The organism is Microbacterium sp. LMI12-1-1.1 (genome assembly GCF_040676455.1).
GTDB lineage: Bacteria > Actinomycetota > Actinomycetes > Actinomycetales > Microbacteriaceae > Microbacterium.
On record NZ_JBEGIA010000001.1, the window covers coordinates 416860 to 432840 of the forward strand.

Consider the following 15981-nt stretch of genomic DNA (forward strand, 5'->3'; position numbering starts at 1 on the left):
TCACACCCGCGGCAGCAGGGCGCGCGCCTCGGCCGACGGCATGCCGGTTGCGGTGAGCAGGTCGACCGCGAGAGGGCGCAGCGCCGTGATGAGGTACTGCTCGCCCTGCGAGCCGTCGGGCAGGATCTGCGCCGGGTCGAGACGGGTCGCCACCGCCCGCACCGCCTCCTGGGCGGCGGGCTGGAACGAGATGTCGTCGAGGCTCTCGCCGACGAGGGAGGCGCCACGCATCAGCTCGGCCAGGAGCTCCGCCGGCACCGGGCGGCGCTGGCCGTCGTCGCACAGGTACACCGCCCGGCGGGCGACCACGCGAAGATTGCGCGTGGCGAAGTCCATGGCCTGCAGCACCGTCTGGTGGCGCCGCAGCTCGGCGCGCTGGGGACGCAGCCACGGCGAGAATCCGGCCACCGCGAGTCCCGACTCCAGCGACGCGCGCCATTCGTCGATCCGGGGGCCGATCGCCCGCGCCTTCTCGAGCCCTCGTGTCGCCCGCAGCGCATCGCCGCGGCGGAGCGCCTGCACGATGGTGCGCGCGGCGGCATCGGCCGCCGCGAACACGGCGTGTCCGTCTCTCGCCTCTTCGCTGCGGGGGTTGCGCGGGATGAGCGCGGTCACGACGAGGGCGGCCACACCGCCCACGATCCCGTCGATGAGCCGGGAGAAGGGCTGCGATGCCGGCAGCGACATCACGATCGACGCCTGGATCCCGGCCATGATCGCGAACGGCGGATACGGCGACAGGAACCGGGCGACGAGCAGCGTGACACCCAGCGCGAGCGCGAGCTGCCACCACCCCGGCCCGACGACCACGACGAAGCCCTCGGCGACGAGGATGCCCACCAGCATCCCGACGACGGTCTCCAGCACGCGGCGAGGACGGGCGTCGCGCACGAGGCCGAGGCTCGAGATCGTGACGGTCGCCGCGAGCAGCGGCGCCGGATGCCCCACCACGTAGTGCGCGAAGGCCCACGCTGCGGTCGCGGCCACCGTGATCTGCACGATCGCGATCGCGGATCCGCGGACGCGCGCCAGCTGCGGCCGCAGATCGAGCCGGGCGCGCCAGCCCGTGGGCACGGTCTGGGTGATCGCGGCGGTGTCGCCGTCGCCGCTCACCGCCGCCGCTCCTACTGCGCTGCCGCGCGCCGCGACAGCCGGGTGATCCGGGGGACGTTCGCCGTGGCGCCGGCATCGGGCGGCACGACGACCTCTTGCGCCGCGGCGATGCGGCCGTCGGCGGTGTCCACCGTGAGCGGCGCGTCGACCGGAGTGGTGCGGCGCACGACCGCCAGGGCGATGGGCCCCTCCTCGTAGTGCAGCGCCGCGGACGTCACGATGCCGACCGCGTCGTCGCCCACCCGCACCGCCGCACCGTGCTCGGGCAGGACGCTGTCCGAGCCGTCGAGCTGCAGGGCGACGAGCCGTCGCGGCGGGTGGCCGAGATTGTGCACCTTCGCGATGGTCTCCTGGCCGCGGTAGCACCCCTTGTCGAGGTGGACGGCGGTGCGCAGCCAGTCGAGCTCGTGCGGCAGAGCGCGCTCGTCGACATCAGCGGTCCACCGGGGGCGCCATGCCGCGACGCGGAGCGCGTCGACCGCTGCGAGCCCGGCGAGCTCGAGATCACCGGCGGCCGCGGCATCCGCGATCCGCTGCTCCTCGTCACGTGTCACGATCGCCTCGGCCCAGTCGCGATCGGCACCGGGATGCGGGTCGACCGGGGCGTACGCGTGCCCGCCGGGCGTGACGGACGGCCACGGGTCGCGCCACACGACGGGCATGCCCGACGGCGCGGCGGGCGAGATGCGCTCGAGCGCCGCGGCGGTGCCGCCGACCACCGCGTACTCGTCGTCGGCGATGCGCGGGTCGACGCGCAGCCGGAAGCGCATCTTGCGCAGCCAGTCGAAGAGGCCGTCGACATCAGCGCGATCGGCGATCAGCCACGTGGTCTCGCCGTCATCGAGGACGGATGCCGCATGCTCGACGTGTCCTTGCGGATCGAGGATGAGAAGCTCCGTGCTCACGCCGGGCTGAAGGCGCGCCAGCGCCTGCGACGACAGCGAGTCGAGCCAGGTCAGCCGGTCCTCGCCGGGAACCGCGATGACCGCGCGGTCGCGGCGCGGCGCGATCGCGGCGCCGGCGGCGAGACGACGCTGCTCGACGAGGGGGCTGCCCACGTGCTGCAGGCCGGCGTCGTCGACGACGGCGCCGGGGACGGCGGCGAACGGGTCAGTCATCGATCACTCTGCTCACTTCGAGACGTGTTCATTCCAGCGCTCATTCCAGCTTCGCGAGGCGGGCTGAGGCATGCGCGCCGAGTTCGAAGCCGAGTGCGGCGATGTCCCACGCCCACAGCAGGTGGCCGTCGACGAGGCCGTACATGCGGGTCGCCGCGGCGTAGGCCTTGGCGCTCGCCGGACGCACCACGGCGTCCGTGGCGATGTCGATGCGGGGGCCTTTGATCTGGCCGAGGTACAGCTCGCTCACGCCGTCGGCGTGCACGAGGGCCACCTCGAGGTCGAACCCGCCGTCGCTGTTGCGCAGCCCCTCGATGTCGTCGGCGGTGCGGGTGACCGGAGCCGAGACGGCGGGAAGCAGGCCGGGTCCGGCGTCCGCGTCGGTCGCAGAGAGGGTGAGACGCCAGTAGCCGAGCTCGGCCACCAGTCGCGTGCGCGCCTCGGGATCGTCGGCGTCGTGCAGCCATGCCTCGGCGGAGTAGTTCAGGTAGTCGCCGCCGTCGTGGCTGAAGCTCACGCGGTGCGTGAACTCGCCCGTGTAGGCGTGGTCACCGTAGTCGATGACGCCGGTTCCCTCCCACACGCCGATGAGCCACGACAGCGGGACGAGCTCTGCGGGAAGGTCGGTCGGAATCTCGAGCACGACGCGACCCGTCAGCGCTGGCCGCGGTACAGGTTCTTGACGACGACCGCGGAGACGAAGACGATCGCGAGCGACGCCAGACCGAGCAGGCCCACGAAGAACAGTTCGAGCGCGACGAGATCCATGAGACCGAGTCTAGCCGGGAACGAGGGCGGCCAGACCGAAGCCGAGACTGATGACCCCCATCACCAGAGCCGCACCGAGGACGCTCGCCGCCACCCGCTCGGTGAACCCCTGGGAGCGGCCCGACCAGAGCTGGGTGGCGAACGCGACGATGAGGCATCCGCCCAAGCCGACGCCCAGCCAGGCCGCCCGCCAGTCCGGCGTCGCGAAGACGCCCACGACGATCGCGATCAGCGCCGCCAGCACCCACACGGCGACGATGCCCCCGAAGGTGCGACGAGGGGCGAGTTCAGGCACGGCCACGCCTCCATCATCGCCCATCGGGTCGCTCGGCGCACGCGTCCAGACGGCGTCCACGAAGTCATGAGAGCGAACCGCAACCCGGCCACGCCCTACACTGGGGTTCGCGGCGCGCCCCCACGCGCCGGGAAGGCGATCCATTGGCACAGCTCCTGGTTCTCAGTTCCACTCACGGAGGCGGCCCCGTGCTGCCCTCGCTCGAGTTGCTGAGCCACCGCGTGCGCCTGATCCCCGCCGAGCCCGCCCAGCTGGTCAACGCCCCCAGCGCCGACATCATCTTCGTCGACGCCCGTGTGGACCTCGTCGGAGCGAAGTCGCTGTGCAAGATCCTCAACACGACGGGTCTGGACGCGCCGCTCCTGCTGATCGTCACGGAGGGCGGTCTCACCGCCGTCTCGCCGGACTGGGGCGTCGACGACGTGATCCTCTTCACCGCGGGCCCGGCCGAGGTGGACGCGCGCATCCGGCTGGCGGTCGGACGCCAGTCGGCCGAGCAGGTGTCGACCCGCATCCAGACGTCGGGCATCACGATCGACGAGTCGTCGTACTCCGCGAAGGTGCACGGCCGGCCGCTCGACCTCACCTACAAGGAGTTCCAGCTCCTGCACTTCTTCGCCACGCACCCGTCGCGGGTGTTCACGCGCGAGCAGCTGCTGAGCGAGGTCTGGGGCTACGACTACTTCGGCGGCACCCGCACGGTGGACGTGCATGTCCGGCGGCTGCGGGCCAAGCTCGGCGACATGGAGCAGCTCATCGGCACCGTCCGCAACGTGGGCTACCGCTTCAACGTGTACGAGGACGAGCCCGAGCCCGCTCCTCGCGAGCGCACCGAGGCGTAGGCGACCGGGCTCGACCCGCGGCATCCGTCACCCCGTTCACACTCTCGTCACGTGACCCTGCAATGATGAGGGGATGATCGAACCCGAGGTGCTCGACGCCGGCCTGGGCGATGCGGACGACGACGACTTCGACCTCTCGGAGGTCTTCGACTCGCAGCTTCCCGACCATCGCTACCTGGACCGCGAGCTCAGCTGGCTCGCCTTCAACCAGCGCGTGCTCGAACTGGCCGAGGACCCGAACCTGCCCACACTGGAGCGGGCGAACTTCCTGGCGATCTTCGCGAACAACCTCGACGAGTTCTTCATGGTGCGCGTCGCGGGCCTCAAGCGCCGCATCGTCACCGGTCTGGCGCTCCCGACGAACATCGGCCGCTCCCCCGCGGACGTCCTCGCCGACATCTCGGCGGAGGTGCGCCGCCTGCAGCTGCGTCACGCCGAGGCGTGGACGTCGCTCGTCAAACCGGCGCTCGCCGACGCCGGCATCCAGATCGTCTCGTACGACACCCTCGACGAGGACGAACGCGCGCGGCTGTACGACTACTTCCAGGCGCAGGTCTTCCCCGTCCTGATGCCACTCGCGGTCGATCCCGCACACCCGTTCCCCTACATCTCGGGGCTGTCGCTGAACCTCGCGATCCGCATCCGCAGCGCCCGCACCGGTCGTCAGGAGTTCGCGCGTCTGAAGGTGCCGCCGATGCTCCCCCGGTTCGTCGAGCTGCCCGCCGCCGCGGGCACGGTGCGCTACCTGCCGCTCGAAGACCTCATCTCCAACCACCTCGACGATCTGTTCCCGGGCATGGAGGTGCTGGACCACCACGCGTTCCGCCTCACGCGCAACGAGGACGTCGCGATCGAGGAGGACGAGACCGAGAACCTCATCCAGGCGCTCGAGGCGGAGCTGCTGCGGCGCCGCTTTGGCCCGCCGATCCGGCTCGAGATCACGGACGACATGGACGACGTGACGCTCGACCTCCTCGTCAAGGAGCTCGACGTCACCGAGCAGGAGGTCTACCGCCTCCCCGGTCCGCTCGACCTGCGCGGCCTGTTCGATCTGCGCATCGATCGCCCGGACCTGCGCTTCACGCCGCATCTGCCGACGACCGCGGTCGCCTTCCAGCCCGGCGACAACAACGAGCGGCCCGACATCTTCGCGTCCATCCGCAAGGGCGACGTGCTCGTGCACCACCCGTACGAGTCCTTCGCGACCAGCGTGCAGGCCTTCCTCGAGCAGGCGGCGAAGGACCCCCACGTCCTCGCCATCAAGCAGACCCTCTACCGCACGTCGGGTGACAGCCCCATCGTGGAGGCGCTCATCGACGCCGCCGAGGCCGGTAAGCAGGTCCTGGCCCTCGTCGAGATCAAGGCGCGCTTCGACGAGGCGAACAACATCGTCTGGGCGCGCAAGCTCGAGAAGGCGGGCGTCCACGTCGTATACGGCCTGGTGGGCCTGAAGACCCACTGCAAGCTGGCGCTCGTGATCCGCGAGGAGAACGGCGTGCTGCGCAGCTACAGCCACGTCGGCACCGGCAACTACAACCCCAAGACCAGCCGCGTCTACGAGGACTTCGGCCTGTTCACGGCCGACGACGTCGTGGGCCGCGACCTCACCCGCCTCTTCAACGAGCTGAGCGGCTACGCGATCGAGAAGAAGTTCAAGCGCCTCCTGGTCGCACCTCTCCACCTTCGCAAGGGTCTGCTGCGCCTCATCGACAAGGAGCGCCGCAATGCGCTCGCCGGCAAGCCCGCGAGTGTGCGCATCAAGGTCAACTCCATGGTCGACGAGCAGATCATCGACGCGCTGTACCGGGCCAGCCAGGCCGGCGTGAAGGTCGAGGTGTGGGTGCGGGGCATCTGCTCGCTGAAACCGGGCGTGGTGGGCATGAGCGAGAACATCACGGTCCGCTCCATCCTCGGCCGCTACCTGGAGCACTCGCGCATCTTCGCATTCCACAACGACGGCGAGCCGGTGGTGTACATCGGCAGCGCCGACATGATGCACCGCAACCTCGACCGCCGGGTCGAGGCGCTCGTGCGCGTGTCGATGCCCGCCCACGTCAAGGAGCTCAACGACCTCTTCACGCTGTCCATGAGCGACACCACCAGCTCGTGGCACCTGGGACCCGACGGCGAATGGGTGCGCCACAACGTCGGCGAGGACGGCAAGCTGCTCCTGGACCTCCAGGACCGGACCATGATCAACGTGCAGCGCCGCCGGCGGGCACGGGCGGTGCGATGACCGAGACGGCCGTCTACGCGGCCGGGGGCGTCGTCTGGCGTGTCGTCGACGGCAAGCTGCGCGTGCTCCTGATCCACCGCACGAAGTATCGCGATGTGACGCTGCCCAAGGGCAAGGTCGACCCCGGCGAGATGCTTGCCGAGACCGCCGTCCGCGAGATCCACGAAGAGACGGGCATCCGTGTCGCTCTCGGCGTGCCCGTCGGCGTCTCGCGCTACCGGCTGCCCAGCAAGCGCACCAAGATCGTGCACTACTGGGCGGCGGAGGCGACGGAGACGGCGATCCGCACCTCCGCGTTCGTCCCGAACAAGGAGATCGCCGCGATCGAGTGGGTCTCGCCGAAGAAGGCCCTCCGCCGGCTCAGCTATCCCGTCGACGCCGAGATCCTGGAGTACTTCGTCCGGCTGATCGACGAGGGCGTGCTGCGCACCTTCCCCATCGTCGCGCTGCGGCACGCCAAGGCGGTCGCCCGCGAGGAGTGGGACGGCAGCGATGCCGCGCGTCCGCTCGCGGCGCGCGGCCGCAAGCAGGCGAACTCGATCGTCGGCCCGCTGGTCGCGTTCGGCGTCCGCAAGATCGTGTCGAGCCCGGCGGTGCGCTGCGTCAAGACGGTTGCGCCGCTGTCGGCCGCTCTCGGTCGCAAGATCGACACCACCGGGTTGATCGGCCAGGACGCGTGGGAGGAAGGCACCTCCGACGCGCGCACCGTCGTCGGCGAACGCGTCCGCGCCCGCAAGCCCTCCGTGCTGTGCAGCCATGGGCCGGTGCTGCCCGACATCCTCAGTGAGCTCGCACTCGCGACGGGAACACTGCGCGGGTCGTACCTCGGCAGCGCGTCGGCGCTCGAGCCGGCGGCGTTCTCGGTCGTGCACATGTCGGTGGACAATCCCGGCTCGGGCATCGTCGCCATCGAGACCCACATCCCGAAGGTCTGACCCGCGCGCCCCAGCCGGGCGAGTGAACAGCAGCCACCGGATGCCGCGGATTCCCGCGGCGGGACGCCGTGCGACCTCGATGCCGGCGCATGGATGTCGGCATCCCGTTCACCTTCCGTTCACCCGCGCAGCGCACTCTCTTAAGAGTCCGAGCCTACGTTTCAGAACGAACCCCGCACCGGGTTCGAACCCGAAGGCCTTCCCGGGCCTCTTTCCCTGACACGTGAAGGATTCACACAGTGAAGATCTCTCGCATCGCCCAGGTGGGCGCTGTCGCCGCAATCGCGGCCCTCGCCCTCGCAGGCTGCGCCTCCAACGAGACCCCGTCGGGCGAGACCACCGACGCACCCGAGTCGAACCTCTCCGGCGAGATCGCCGGCGGCGGCTCCTCGGCTCAGGAGGTCGCCGTCCAGGCGTGGACCGCCGGCTTCCAGACCGCCAACCCCGACGTGACGATCACGTACGACCCGTCGGGTTCCGGCGCCGGCCGCGAGTCGTTCCAGGCGGGCGCCTTCCCGTTCGCGGGCTCCGACCGCGCGTTCACGATCGAAGAGGTCGAGGCCGGTCCGTTCGACGGCTGCGTCGAGGAGTCGGGCATCATCGAGCTGCCGACGTACATCTCGCCGATCGCCGTCATCTTCAACGTCGAGGGCGTCGACTCGCTCAACCTCGACGCGGCGACGATGGCCGGCCTGTTCGCCGGCACGATCACGAACTGGAACGACCCGGCGATCGCCGCTCTCAACCCCGACGTGACCTTCCCCGACCTGGCCGTGACGCCGGTGCACCGCGCCGACGACTCGGGCACCACCGAGAACTTCACCGACTACCTCTACCAGGCGGCCGGCGACGTGTGGACGAACGAGGCCGACGGCGTGTGGCCGCTGTCCAGCGGTGAGGCCGCCCAGGGCACCTCGGGTGTCGTCTCCGCCGTCGCGGGCGGCAACGGCACCATCGGCTACGCCGACGCGTCGCGTGCCGCTGAGGAGGGCCTCTCGACCGCTGCGGTGAAGGTCGGCGACGAGTTCGTCGAGTACTCGCCGGAGGCGGCTGCCGCCATCGTCGACGAGTCGCCGTTCGAGGAGGGCCGCGGCGAGGGCGATCTCGCCATCGAGCTGAACCGCACCTCCGATGTCGCGGGCGTCTACCCGATCGTGCTCGTGAGCTACATGATCGCGTGCCAGGAGTACGCCGACGCGGCCGCGGCGCCGATCGTCAAGGGCTACCTGCAGTACGTGGCCAGCGCTGAGGGCCAGGATGCCGCTGCTGCCGCCGCCGGCAGCGCGCCGATCTCGGACTCCCTGCGTGAGCAGGTCAACGCCGCGATCGACCTGATCGTCACCCCGTAAGACCCCGATGCCCGGCCCGGTCCTCGCGATCGGGCCGGGTATCACCCTGAGAGAACCCGAATCCAGAAGGACACCATGACCACGACGACCGCCCCCGCCTCGGGCAAGGTCAAGCAGCGGCCGGGCGACCGCTGGTTCTCGGGAACCGCGCTCGGCGCCGGCGTGATGATCCTCGTCACGCTGGCCGCGGTCGCCATCTTCCTCCTCATCCAGTCCGTGCCCGGTCTGACCGCCACGTCGGAGACCGCCAGCATCCTTTCGGGGAACTTCTGGGAGTACGTCTGGCCGCTCGCCTTCGGCACCGTGTGGGCCTCCTTCCTGGCCCTTCTGATGGCCGTCCCTCTGGCAGTCTCGGTCGCCCTCTTCATCTCGCACTATGCACCGCGTCGACTCGCGCAGGGGCTCGGCTACATCGTCGACCTGCTCGCCGCCGTTCCGTCGGTGGTCTTCGGCCTGTGGGGCATCCTCGTGCTCGCCCCCGCCGTCCAGCCGATCTACGCATGGCTCAACGCCAACATGGGATGGTTCCCGCTCTTCTCGGGCACCGTCTCCAGCACCGGCCGCACCATCTTCACCGCCGCGATCGTCCTCGCGGTGATGGTCGTCCCGATCATCACCGCCATCTGCCGCGAGATCTTCCTGCAGACCCCGGTCCTGCATGAGGAGGCGGCCCTGGCGCTCGGCGCCACGCGGTGGGAGATGATCAAGATGGCCGTCTTCCCGTTCGGCCGCAGCGGCATCGTCTCGGCCTCGATGCTGGGCCTCGGCCGCGCGCTCGGCGAGACGATGGCGGTCGCCATGGTGCTCTCCGTCGCGAACGTGGTGACCTTCCAGCTGTTCACGGCCGAGAACCCCGGCACGATCCCCGCCAACATCGCCCTGACCTTCCCCGAGGCGTACGGCGTCAACATCAACGTCCTCATCGCCACCGGCCTCATCCTCTTCATCGTCACCTTCGCGGTCAACGCCATCGCCCGATGGATCGTCAGCCGCCGCAAGGAATTCTCGGGAGCGAACTGACATGACCGTGACGACCGCTCCACCCCGGGCTCCGCAGTCGGCGCCCGTGCGCGAGACCCCGCGGCTGACCAGCGGCCACCTCCCCTCCTGGGCGCCATGGGCCATCCTCGTCGGCAGCCTCGTCATCAGCGCCATCCTCTTCGCGATCGTCGCGATGGGCTCCGGAGACGGCTTCAACGTCGCCGGCTGGGCGGTCGTGGCGGCGCTGGTGTACCTCGCGCTGATCACGACGACGTCGTCCCTCGTCGAGGGCCGCCGCAAGGGCATGGATCGCCTTGTGACCGGCGTCGTGACGATCGCATTCCTCATCGCCATGGTCCCGCTGGTCTCGGTGGCGATCACGGTCGTCGTCAACGGCGTCGCCGGCATCTCGGCCGAGTTCTTCACCTCCTCGATGCGCAACGTCGTGGGCGAAGGCGGCGGCGCGCTCCACGCGATCGTCGGCACCGTCCTCATCACGTTCGCAGCCGCCGTGATCTCGATCCCGATCGGCATCTTCACCGCCATCTACCTCGTCGAGTACGGGCAGGGCGGACGCCTGAGCCGCGGCATCACGTTCCTCGTGGACGTCATGACCGGCATCCCGTCGATCGTCGCCGGTCTGTTCGCGTACGCCCTGTTCGCGCTGTTCCTCGGGCCTGGCATCCGCATGGGCATCATGGGCTCGGTCGCACTGGCGGTGCTGATGATCCCGGTGGTCGTGCGTTCGACGGAGGAGATGCTGCGCCTCGTGCCCAATGAGCTCCGCGAAGCGTCGTACGCGCTCGGCGTGCCCAAGTGGCGCACGATCGCGAAGATCGTCCTGCCGACCTCGCTCGCCGGCATCACCACGGGCGTCATGCTCTCGATCTCCCGCGTGATCGGCGAGACCGCCCCGCTGCTGCTCACGGCGGGCGTCGCGACGTCGATGAACTACAACCTCTTCGAGGGCCGCATGATGACGCTGCCGGTCATGGCCTACTCGCAGTACATGAACCAGGGCATCCCCGCCCAGGCCTACATCGACCGCGCGTGGGCGTGCGCTCTCGTCCTCATCGTCATCGTGATGCTCCTCAACCTCATCGCGCGCCTCGTCGCGAAGGTGTTCTCCCCCAAGCTGGGCCGCTGAGGCAGCCTCCACCCGAAAGCACTGACAGGAATCATGTCCAAGAGCATCGAAGTCAACGACCTCAACGTCTACTACGGCGACTTCAAGGCCGTCGAAGGCGTCTCCCTCGGCATCGAGCCGCGCAGCGTCACCGCCTTCATCGGCCCGTCGGGCTGCGGCAAGTCGACGTTCCTGCGCACGCTCAACCGCATGCACGAAGTGATCCCCGGCGCGCGCGTGGAGGGCGAGGTGCTCCTGGACGGCAACAACCTCTACGGCGCGAACGTCGACCCGGTGCTCGTGCGCCGCCAGGTCGGCATGGTCTTCCAGCGCCCCAACCCGTTCCCGACGATGTCGATCAAGGAGAACGTGCTGGCGGGGGTCAAGCTCAACAACAAGAAGATGTCGAAGTCCGACTCGGATGCTCTCGTCGAGAAGTCGCTGCGTGGCGCGAACCTGTGGAACGAGGTCAAGGACCGCCTCGACAAGCCCGGATCGGGCCTGTCGGGCGGCCAGCAGCAGCGTCTGTGCATCGCACGCGCCATCGCGGTCTCGCCGGAGGTGATCCTCATGGACGAGCCCTGCTCCGCCCTCGACCCGATTTCGACCTACGCGATCGAGGAGCTGATCGGCGAGCTCAAGAACGACTACACGGTCGTCATCGTGACGCACAACATGCAGCAGGCGTCACGGGTGAGCGACAAGACGGCGTTCTTCAACATCGCGGGCACCGGCAAGCCCGGCAAGCTCATCGAGTACAACGACACGCGCTCGATCTTCACGACTCCGTCGGTGCAGGCGACCGAGGACTACGTCTCCGGTCGATTCGGCTGAACCGCCCGATCGCTGCACGAAGCCCTCGCCGATCGGCGGGGGCTTCGTCGTCGGTCGGCTCAGTCGTGCGGGGTCGGTCGGTCGACTCAGTCGCGCGTGCTCAGCAGGTAGCGGTTGAAGGATGCCGTGAGCTCGGCATCCTTCGGCACCGCGGCGCCGTCGATGGCCGTGATGGGCGCCGCCAGTCGCACGCTCGACACCAGCCACGCGGCATCCGCGTCCGTCAGCGCGCTCGTCGGCAGCGTGGCGTAACCGGTCTCGTGCCCCTCCTCCTCGAGGTGGGCGAAGAGGCTCAGCTGCGTCGTGCCGTGGAGGATGCCGCCGTTCGGCGCGGGCGTGACGAAGCGGCCGTCGATGCGCAGGATGAGAGAGGCGGTGGGCGCCTCGAGCACGAAGCCGTCCGAGGTGACGAAGACGGCGTCGTCGGCCCCTCGGCGCTTGGCCTCGCGGATCGCAGCCATGTTGACCGCGTACGACAGGGTCTTCGCGCCGAGCAGCAGCCACGGCGCCTTCGCAGGGGTGTCGATGCCGTAGCCGCGATCGAGCGTGACGACCCGGATGCCGTGCTCGCGCACGGCGGTGTTGTCGGCGGCGGCAGCCACCGTCACCCACGCCGTCGGTGCGGGGCCGTGCTCGACGCCGCGGCTCAGGATGAGCTTGATGACGCCCTCGCCCTGGCGAGGCGCGTGCTGCGCGGCGGCGTCGACGGCCTGGCGCCACTGCTCGAGGTGCGGAGCGGCCAGGTCGCAGATGCGCGCGGAGTGTGCGAGCCGCTCGAGGTGGGCCTGTGTCTCCTGCGCGTGGCCGTCGACGACCCCGATCGACTCGAAGATGCCGTCGCCGCGCTGCGTGCTCAGCTCGCCGACGCTCAGGGCCGGCGCCGACGGGTCGATGACCCGGAACGTGCCGGCGAAATCGGACCGAGGATCATCGGATGCCGCGGGGTCGATGACGAGCGCGAAGAGCAATGCCATGTCCCCGAGCCTAAGTGCTCGGGAATGCCCGGCCCCTCGTCTCGGTTACACTGGATCGGCCGGGCCGCAGTAACCCCGGGCTCCAACTTTTGCCGCTACGAGCGGCGCCGCGCCGAGAGGCGTTCTGCGGCCCGGCACTTTCGTACCCGGCATCCGTCCGGGCGCTTCCTTCGCGCCGTGCTCCGTGAGACCTCAACTGACCGCCGAGACCGTGGGTTTCACCCGCAGTCTCGGCAGCCGGCTGCAGTCTCACCGCCAGTGCCGTGAGCGAAGCGCCAGCGGATCTCAGGTCAGGGCGTCGCGGCGCCAGAGGGCTGCGCAGGCCGACAGGTCGGCGCCATAGTCCGAGAGGCGCAGCGCCCGCGTGGTGAACGCCGACGCGCGCTCGGGTTCGGTCGTCTCGTAGTCGTCTGCGAGGTGTGTCGCGCCCGATGCCTGGACTCGGCAGAACGCCGCGGCGCGGTCGAGGGCCACCGCGAAGTCGCCCTCGAAGAGCCCGCGCAGGATGGTGTCGACCAGGGCGACGAGCTCGTCGGGCCCGGCGGGCGACGGCGCGCCGGCCACGACGTCGTCGACGGAGGCGAGCTCGGCACGGCCGCGCTCGTACAGGAGCGCGGCCGTGCGCGGGTCGTCGTGGATCATGAGCTGCACGAGGTACAGCCGCCACAGTGCGCCGGGCAGCGTCTTCGCGGGCGAACGCGACCACAGCTCGGCGAGGTCGTCGATGCCGTTCTCGTCGGTGAACGAGACGAGCCGGTCGACGACGCGGCCGTCCGGGTCGGCGCGGACCCTGGCGAGCAGGGCGTGCGCGGTGGTGTGCGCGACGCGCGAGACCTCAGCCGGGTCCTCGGCTGCGAACGCCCGGTCGAAGACCTCGGCCGGGCGCCGGACGGGCTTGTGGAACTCCCTGGACGAATCGCTCATTCGGTCCAGGCTACTCGCCGCCACGAGAACCGGCTCGCGCTGCATCGCGGCCGCCCAGGGCAGGCACATGACCCGGCGCTCAGACCTGGTTGATGCGGATGTGGTTGCCGGCGAGGTCGCGGAAGGCGCAGTCGCGCGGACCCCACCCCTGCTCCTTGGGCTCCTGGAGCACCTCCGCGCCGAAGGCGCGCAGCTTCTCGAACGTCGCGTCGAGGTCGCTGGTCGTGAAGACGTAGGGTCCGGGTCCGGAACCCTTCACGATCAGACGCTGGAGAGCCTCGCCGTCGTCGGGCGAACGGCCCGCGGACGGATCCGACACGACGAGCGACAGTCCGGGCTGGCCGGGGAAGCCGAAGCTCACCCAGCGGTGACCGTCGTACGAGACGTCGTTGACGACCTCGAGGCCGAGACCGTCGCGGTAGAAGGGGATGGCGGCGTCGACGTCGTCGACGGTGATGGGGCTGTATGCCAGGGCGATGTTCGTCATGCATGCCACGCTACGATCCCTCGCGAACCCGCGCTTCTCCGATCCTGCTCGGTTCACGAGCGGCGAGCCGGGCGCTGCGCCGAGCCGCTCCGCGTCAGACGTACCGGGTCGGCCGCGTGAGGATCTTCGCGACGCACAGCGGCATGGCCTCGGCGGCATCGTGCGCGCGTGAGCGGTATGAGCTCGGGGTCTCCCCCACGATCTCGGAGAACGTCGAGCTGAACGAGCCGAGCGATGTCGCACCGACGGCGGTGCAGGCATCCGTCACCGAGACACCCTCGCGGAGTAGGGCCATCGCCCGCTCGATCCGGCGCGTCATGAGGTACGCGTACGGCGTCTCGCCGTAGGCGGCCTTGAACTCCCGGGAGAAGTGCGCGGGCGACATCAGGGCCCGGGTCGCCATCGTCGGCACGTCGAGTGGCTGGGCGTAGTCACGGTCGATGAGGTCGCGCGCGCGGCGCAGGTGTGCGAGCGTCTGGGTCGTCTGCGGAGCGGAAACCACGGACTTCACGCTACCGGGGTGACGACTGCGCGCGCCCCGGATCAGGTTCACGCCGTCGGGATCGTGACGATCGGAACCGTCGACGGCTCGCCGGTAGGCGACCCGCCCTGCGGCTCGATCGTCACCGCGATGACATCGCCCGGCTCCAGCGCACCGTCGAGCAGTGCCGTCGCCTCGCCCTCAGCGGAGTCGAAAGTGCCCGCCGAGACAGCGCCTCCGTCGCGTACGAACCACAGCTCGAAGCTCTCGTCGTCGGCGATCTGCGGGAGCCCTTGCGAGACGAGCACGACCGTGCCGAGCGATTCCGACCAGTGCGCGGTCGCGGTGCCGCCGTCGGTGACCTCGACCGTGGCCGACTGCGCGTCGGGGGCATCCTCGATCTGCTGTAGCGCGACGACCTCGGCCGGCCGGTACAGGTAGTCGTTGATCATGGCCGCGCCGAGCCCCAGCGCGACGAGCAGCACCAACGATGCCGCGAGCGCGACGATGCCGCGGGTCCAGCGACGCCGGGAGACGGCCTGGATGACCGCGGTGGCGGGCGGCGGCTCAGAGGCCGGCCGATCGCTGCTCTCGGACCACGCGGTGACCGGTTCGGCGACCGCGGCGGCGGACGCGTCCATGGCAGGCAGCTGAGGGGTCGCGGCGACCCGCGACAGCAGCGTGGACCGCAGCGTCAGCGGGGGCACGGCATCGGCGACGGTGTCGGCGAGGGCGGCGGCGGTCGCGGCATCCGCGTCCACTCGCTCCTCCCACTCGGGGTGCCGGCGGCGCGCAGCCTCGAACGCCTCGCGGTCGGCGGGCGACAGCGCGTTCAGCGCAGCGCCTGCGGCGAGCTCGGCGAACTCCTCCTCGTTCATCACGCGGTCACCCCCATCTCTGCTCTCAGGCGGGACAGACCGTCCCGCATCCTCGTCTTGATCGTCCCCAGCGGCGCTCCCACCAGGGCCGCGATCTCGCTCTGACTGTAGCCCCCGTAATACGCGAGGGTCAGCGCTTCCTTCTGGGCGTCCGGCAGTGCCGACAGCGCGGTCGCCACCCTCTCCCCCTCGATGCGCAGCTCGACCTGTTCCGCCACCTCGTCATGGGCTACCCCGAGGTCGCGGAATCCCGCGCGCACGTCGCGATCCGTGCTCGACTGCGAGGCCCGCACACGGTCCACAGCCCGGCGGTGCGCGATCGTGAGCACCCACGATCTCCCCTGACCTCTGTTCGGAGCGAACCGCGACGCGGATTGCCACACCTCGAGGAAGACCTCCTGCAGCACCTCCTCGCTCTGCGCCCGGTCGACGAGCACCCGCAGGATCAGACCGAAGACGCGCGGCGAGAGCAGGTCGTAGACGCGCGCGAAGGCCGCCTGATCGCCGGCCGCCACCCGCAGCAGCAGCTCTCCGATGCGGTCGACCGGCTCCGTGCCGTCCTCCGGCACGTCGATCCCGTCGATCACCATGTCCACCAGCATGCCTTACGTCACCTCCCCGGGACCTGATCGCACCCGGT

General features: G+C 70.1%; 17 protein-coding genes. 7 read left to right on the top strand and 10 right to left on the bottom strand.

Annotation, left to right across the window (positions count from 1 at the left end):
- From MRBLMI12_RS01885 to MRBLMI12_RS01900, 4 genes are all read right to left on the bottom strand, one after another.
- Complete coding sequence (locus MRBLMI12_RS01885; RefSeq protein WP_349428185.1) at positions 1-1113, bottom strand: FUSC family protein; 1113 nt, start codon at positions 1111-1113, stop codon at positions 1-3.
- Between the two features lie 11 nt (positions 1114-1124).
- Positions 1125-2231 (bottom strand): YgfZ/GcvT domain-containing protein, encoded by a 1107-nt coding sequence (locus tag MRBLMI12_RS01890; protein ID WP_363353407.1) that lies wholly within the window; start codon positions 2229-2231, stop codon positions 1125-1127.
- Between the two features lie 40 nt (positions 2232-2271).
- Complete coding sequence (locus tag MRBLMI12_RS01895) at positions 2272-2874, bottom strand: FABP family protein (RefSeq protein ID WP_349428187.1); 603 nt, start codon at positions 2872-2874, stop codon at positions 2272-2274.
- Between the two features lie 135 nt (positions 2875-3009).
- Positions 3010-3300 carry a hypothetical protein gene (locus tag MRBLMI12_RS01900; RefSeq protein ID WP_349428188.1) on the bottom strand — a complete coding sequence of 97 codons (291 nt, stop codon included), beginning with the start codon at positions 3298-3300 and terminating at the stop codon, positions 3010-3012.
- A gap of 137 nt (positions 3301-3437) precedes the next feature.
- On the opposite strand from MRBLMI12_RS01900, the gene MRBLMI12_RS01905 reads away from it, so the two are divergent.
- From MRBLMI12_RS01905 to pstB, 7 genes are all read left to right on the top strand, one after another.
- Positions 3438-4136: a response regulator transcription factor gene (locus MRBLMI12_RS01905; protein ID WP_159842741.1), complete on the top strand. Its 699-nt coding sequence runs from the start codon at positions 3438-3440 to the stop codon at positions 4134-4136.
- Positions 4137-4209: 73 nt separating this feature from the next.
- A complete protein-coding gene (locus tag MRBLMI12_RS01910) occupies positions 4210-6372 on the top strand; it encodes an RNA degradosome polyphosphate kinase (protein ID WP_363353410.1) in 2163 nt (720 codons plus the stop codon).
- Positions 6369-7307: an NUDIX hydrolase gene (locus MRBLMI12_RS01915; RefSeq protein WP_363353412.1), complete on the top strand. Its 939-nt coding sequence runs from the start codon at positions 6369-6371 to the stop codon at positions 7305-7307. Before MRBLMI12_RS01910 ends, MRBLMI12_RS01915 begins: the two co-directional genes overlap by 4 nt.
- A 239-nt stretch (positions 7308-7546) precedes the next feature.
- Positions 7547-8656, top strand: a complete 1110-nt coding sequence (gene pstS, locus MRBLMI12_RS01920) for a phosphate ABC transporter substrate-binding protein PstS (protein ID WP_349428191.1) — start codon at positions 7547-7549, stop codon at positions 8654-8656.
- Between the two features lie 75 nt (positions 8657-8731).
- Positions 8732-9676: a phosphate ABC transporter permease subunit PstC gene (gene pstC / locus MRBLMI12_RS01925; protein WP_363353414.1), complete on the top strand. Its 945-nt coding sequence runs from the start codon at positions 8732-8734 to the stop codon at positions 9674-9676.
- A 1-nt stretch (position 9677) separates the two neighbouring features.
- Positions 9678-10784: a phosphate ABC transporter permease PstA gene (gene pstA / locus MRBLMI12_RS01930; protein WP_349428194.1), complete on the top strand. Its 1107-nt coding sequence runs from the start codon at positions 9678-9680 to the stop codon at positions 10782-10784.
- A gap of 33 nt (positions 10785-10817) precedes the next feature.
- Positions 10818-11597, top strand: coding sequence for a phosphate ABC transporter ATP-binding protein PstB (gene pstB / locus MRBLMI12_RS01935; RefSeq protein ID WP_331912250.1), 780 nt, complete (start codon positions 10818-10820; stop codon positions 11595-11597).
- An 86-nt stretch (positions 11598-11683) separates the two neighbouring features.
- On the opposite strand, the gene MRBLMI12_RS01940 is transcribed toward pstB, so the two are convergent.
- The 6 genes from MRBLMI12_RS01940 to sigK form a co-directional block, all read right to left on the bottom strand.
- Positions 11684-12571 carry an aminodeoxychorismate lyase gene (locus MRBLMI12_RS01940; protein ID WP_363353417.1) on the bottom strand — a complete coding sequence of 296 codons (888 nt, stop codon included), beginning with the start codon at positions 12569-12571 and terminating at the stop codon, positions 11684-11686.
- A gap of 285 nt (positions 12572-12856) precedes the next feature.
- Positions 12857-13495 (bottom strand): DNA-directed RNA polymerase subunit beta, encoded by a 639-nt coding sequence (locus MRBLMI12_RS01945; protein ID WP_363353419.1) that lies wholly within the window; start codon positions 13493-13495, stop codon positions 12857-12859.
- A 79-nt stretch (positions 13496-13574) separates the two neighbouring features.
- Positions 13575-13982, bottom strand: a complete 408-nt coding sequence (locus tag MRBLMI12_RS01950) for a VOC family protein (RefSeq protein WP_349428197.1) — start codon at positions 13980-13982, stop codon at positions 13575-13577.
- 94 nt (positions 13983-14076) lie between these two features.
- On the bottom strand, positions 14077-14484 hold the full coding sequence (locus MRBLMI12_RS01955) for a helix-turn-helix transcriptional regulator (protein WP_363353421.1): 408 nt from the start codon (positions 14482-14484) through the stop codon (positions 14077-14079).
- Between the two features lie 47 nt (positions 14485-14531).
- The gene (locus MRBLMI12_RS01960; RefSeq protein WP_363355707.1) at positions 14532-15341 is read right to left on the bottom strand and encodes an anti-sigma factor; all 810 of its coding nucleotides are present in this window, start codon (positions 15339-15341) and stop codon (positions 14532-14534) included.
- Positions 15341-15943 (bottom strand): ECF RNA polymerase sigma factor SigK, encoded by a 603-nt coding sequence (gene sigK / locus MRBLMI12_RS01965; protein WP_363353423.1) that lies wholly within the window; start codon positions 15941-15943, stop codon positions 15341-15343. The genes MRBLMI12_RS01960 and sigK overlap by 1 nt, the downstream gene beginning before the upstream one ends.
- Positions 15944-15981: the final 38 nt, after the last annotated feature.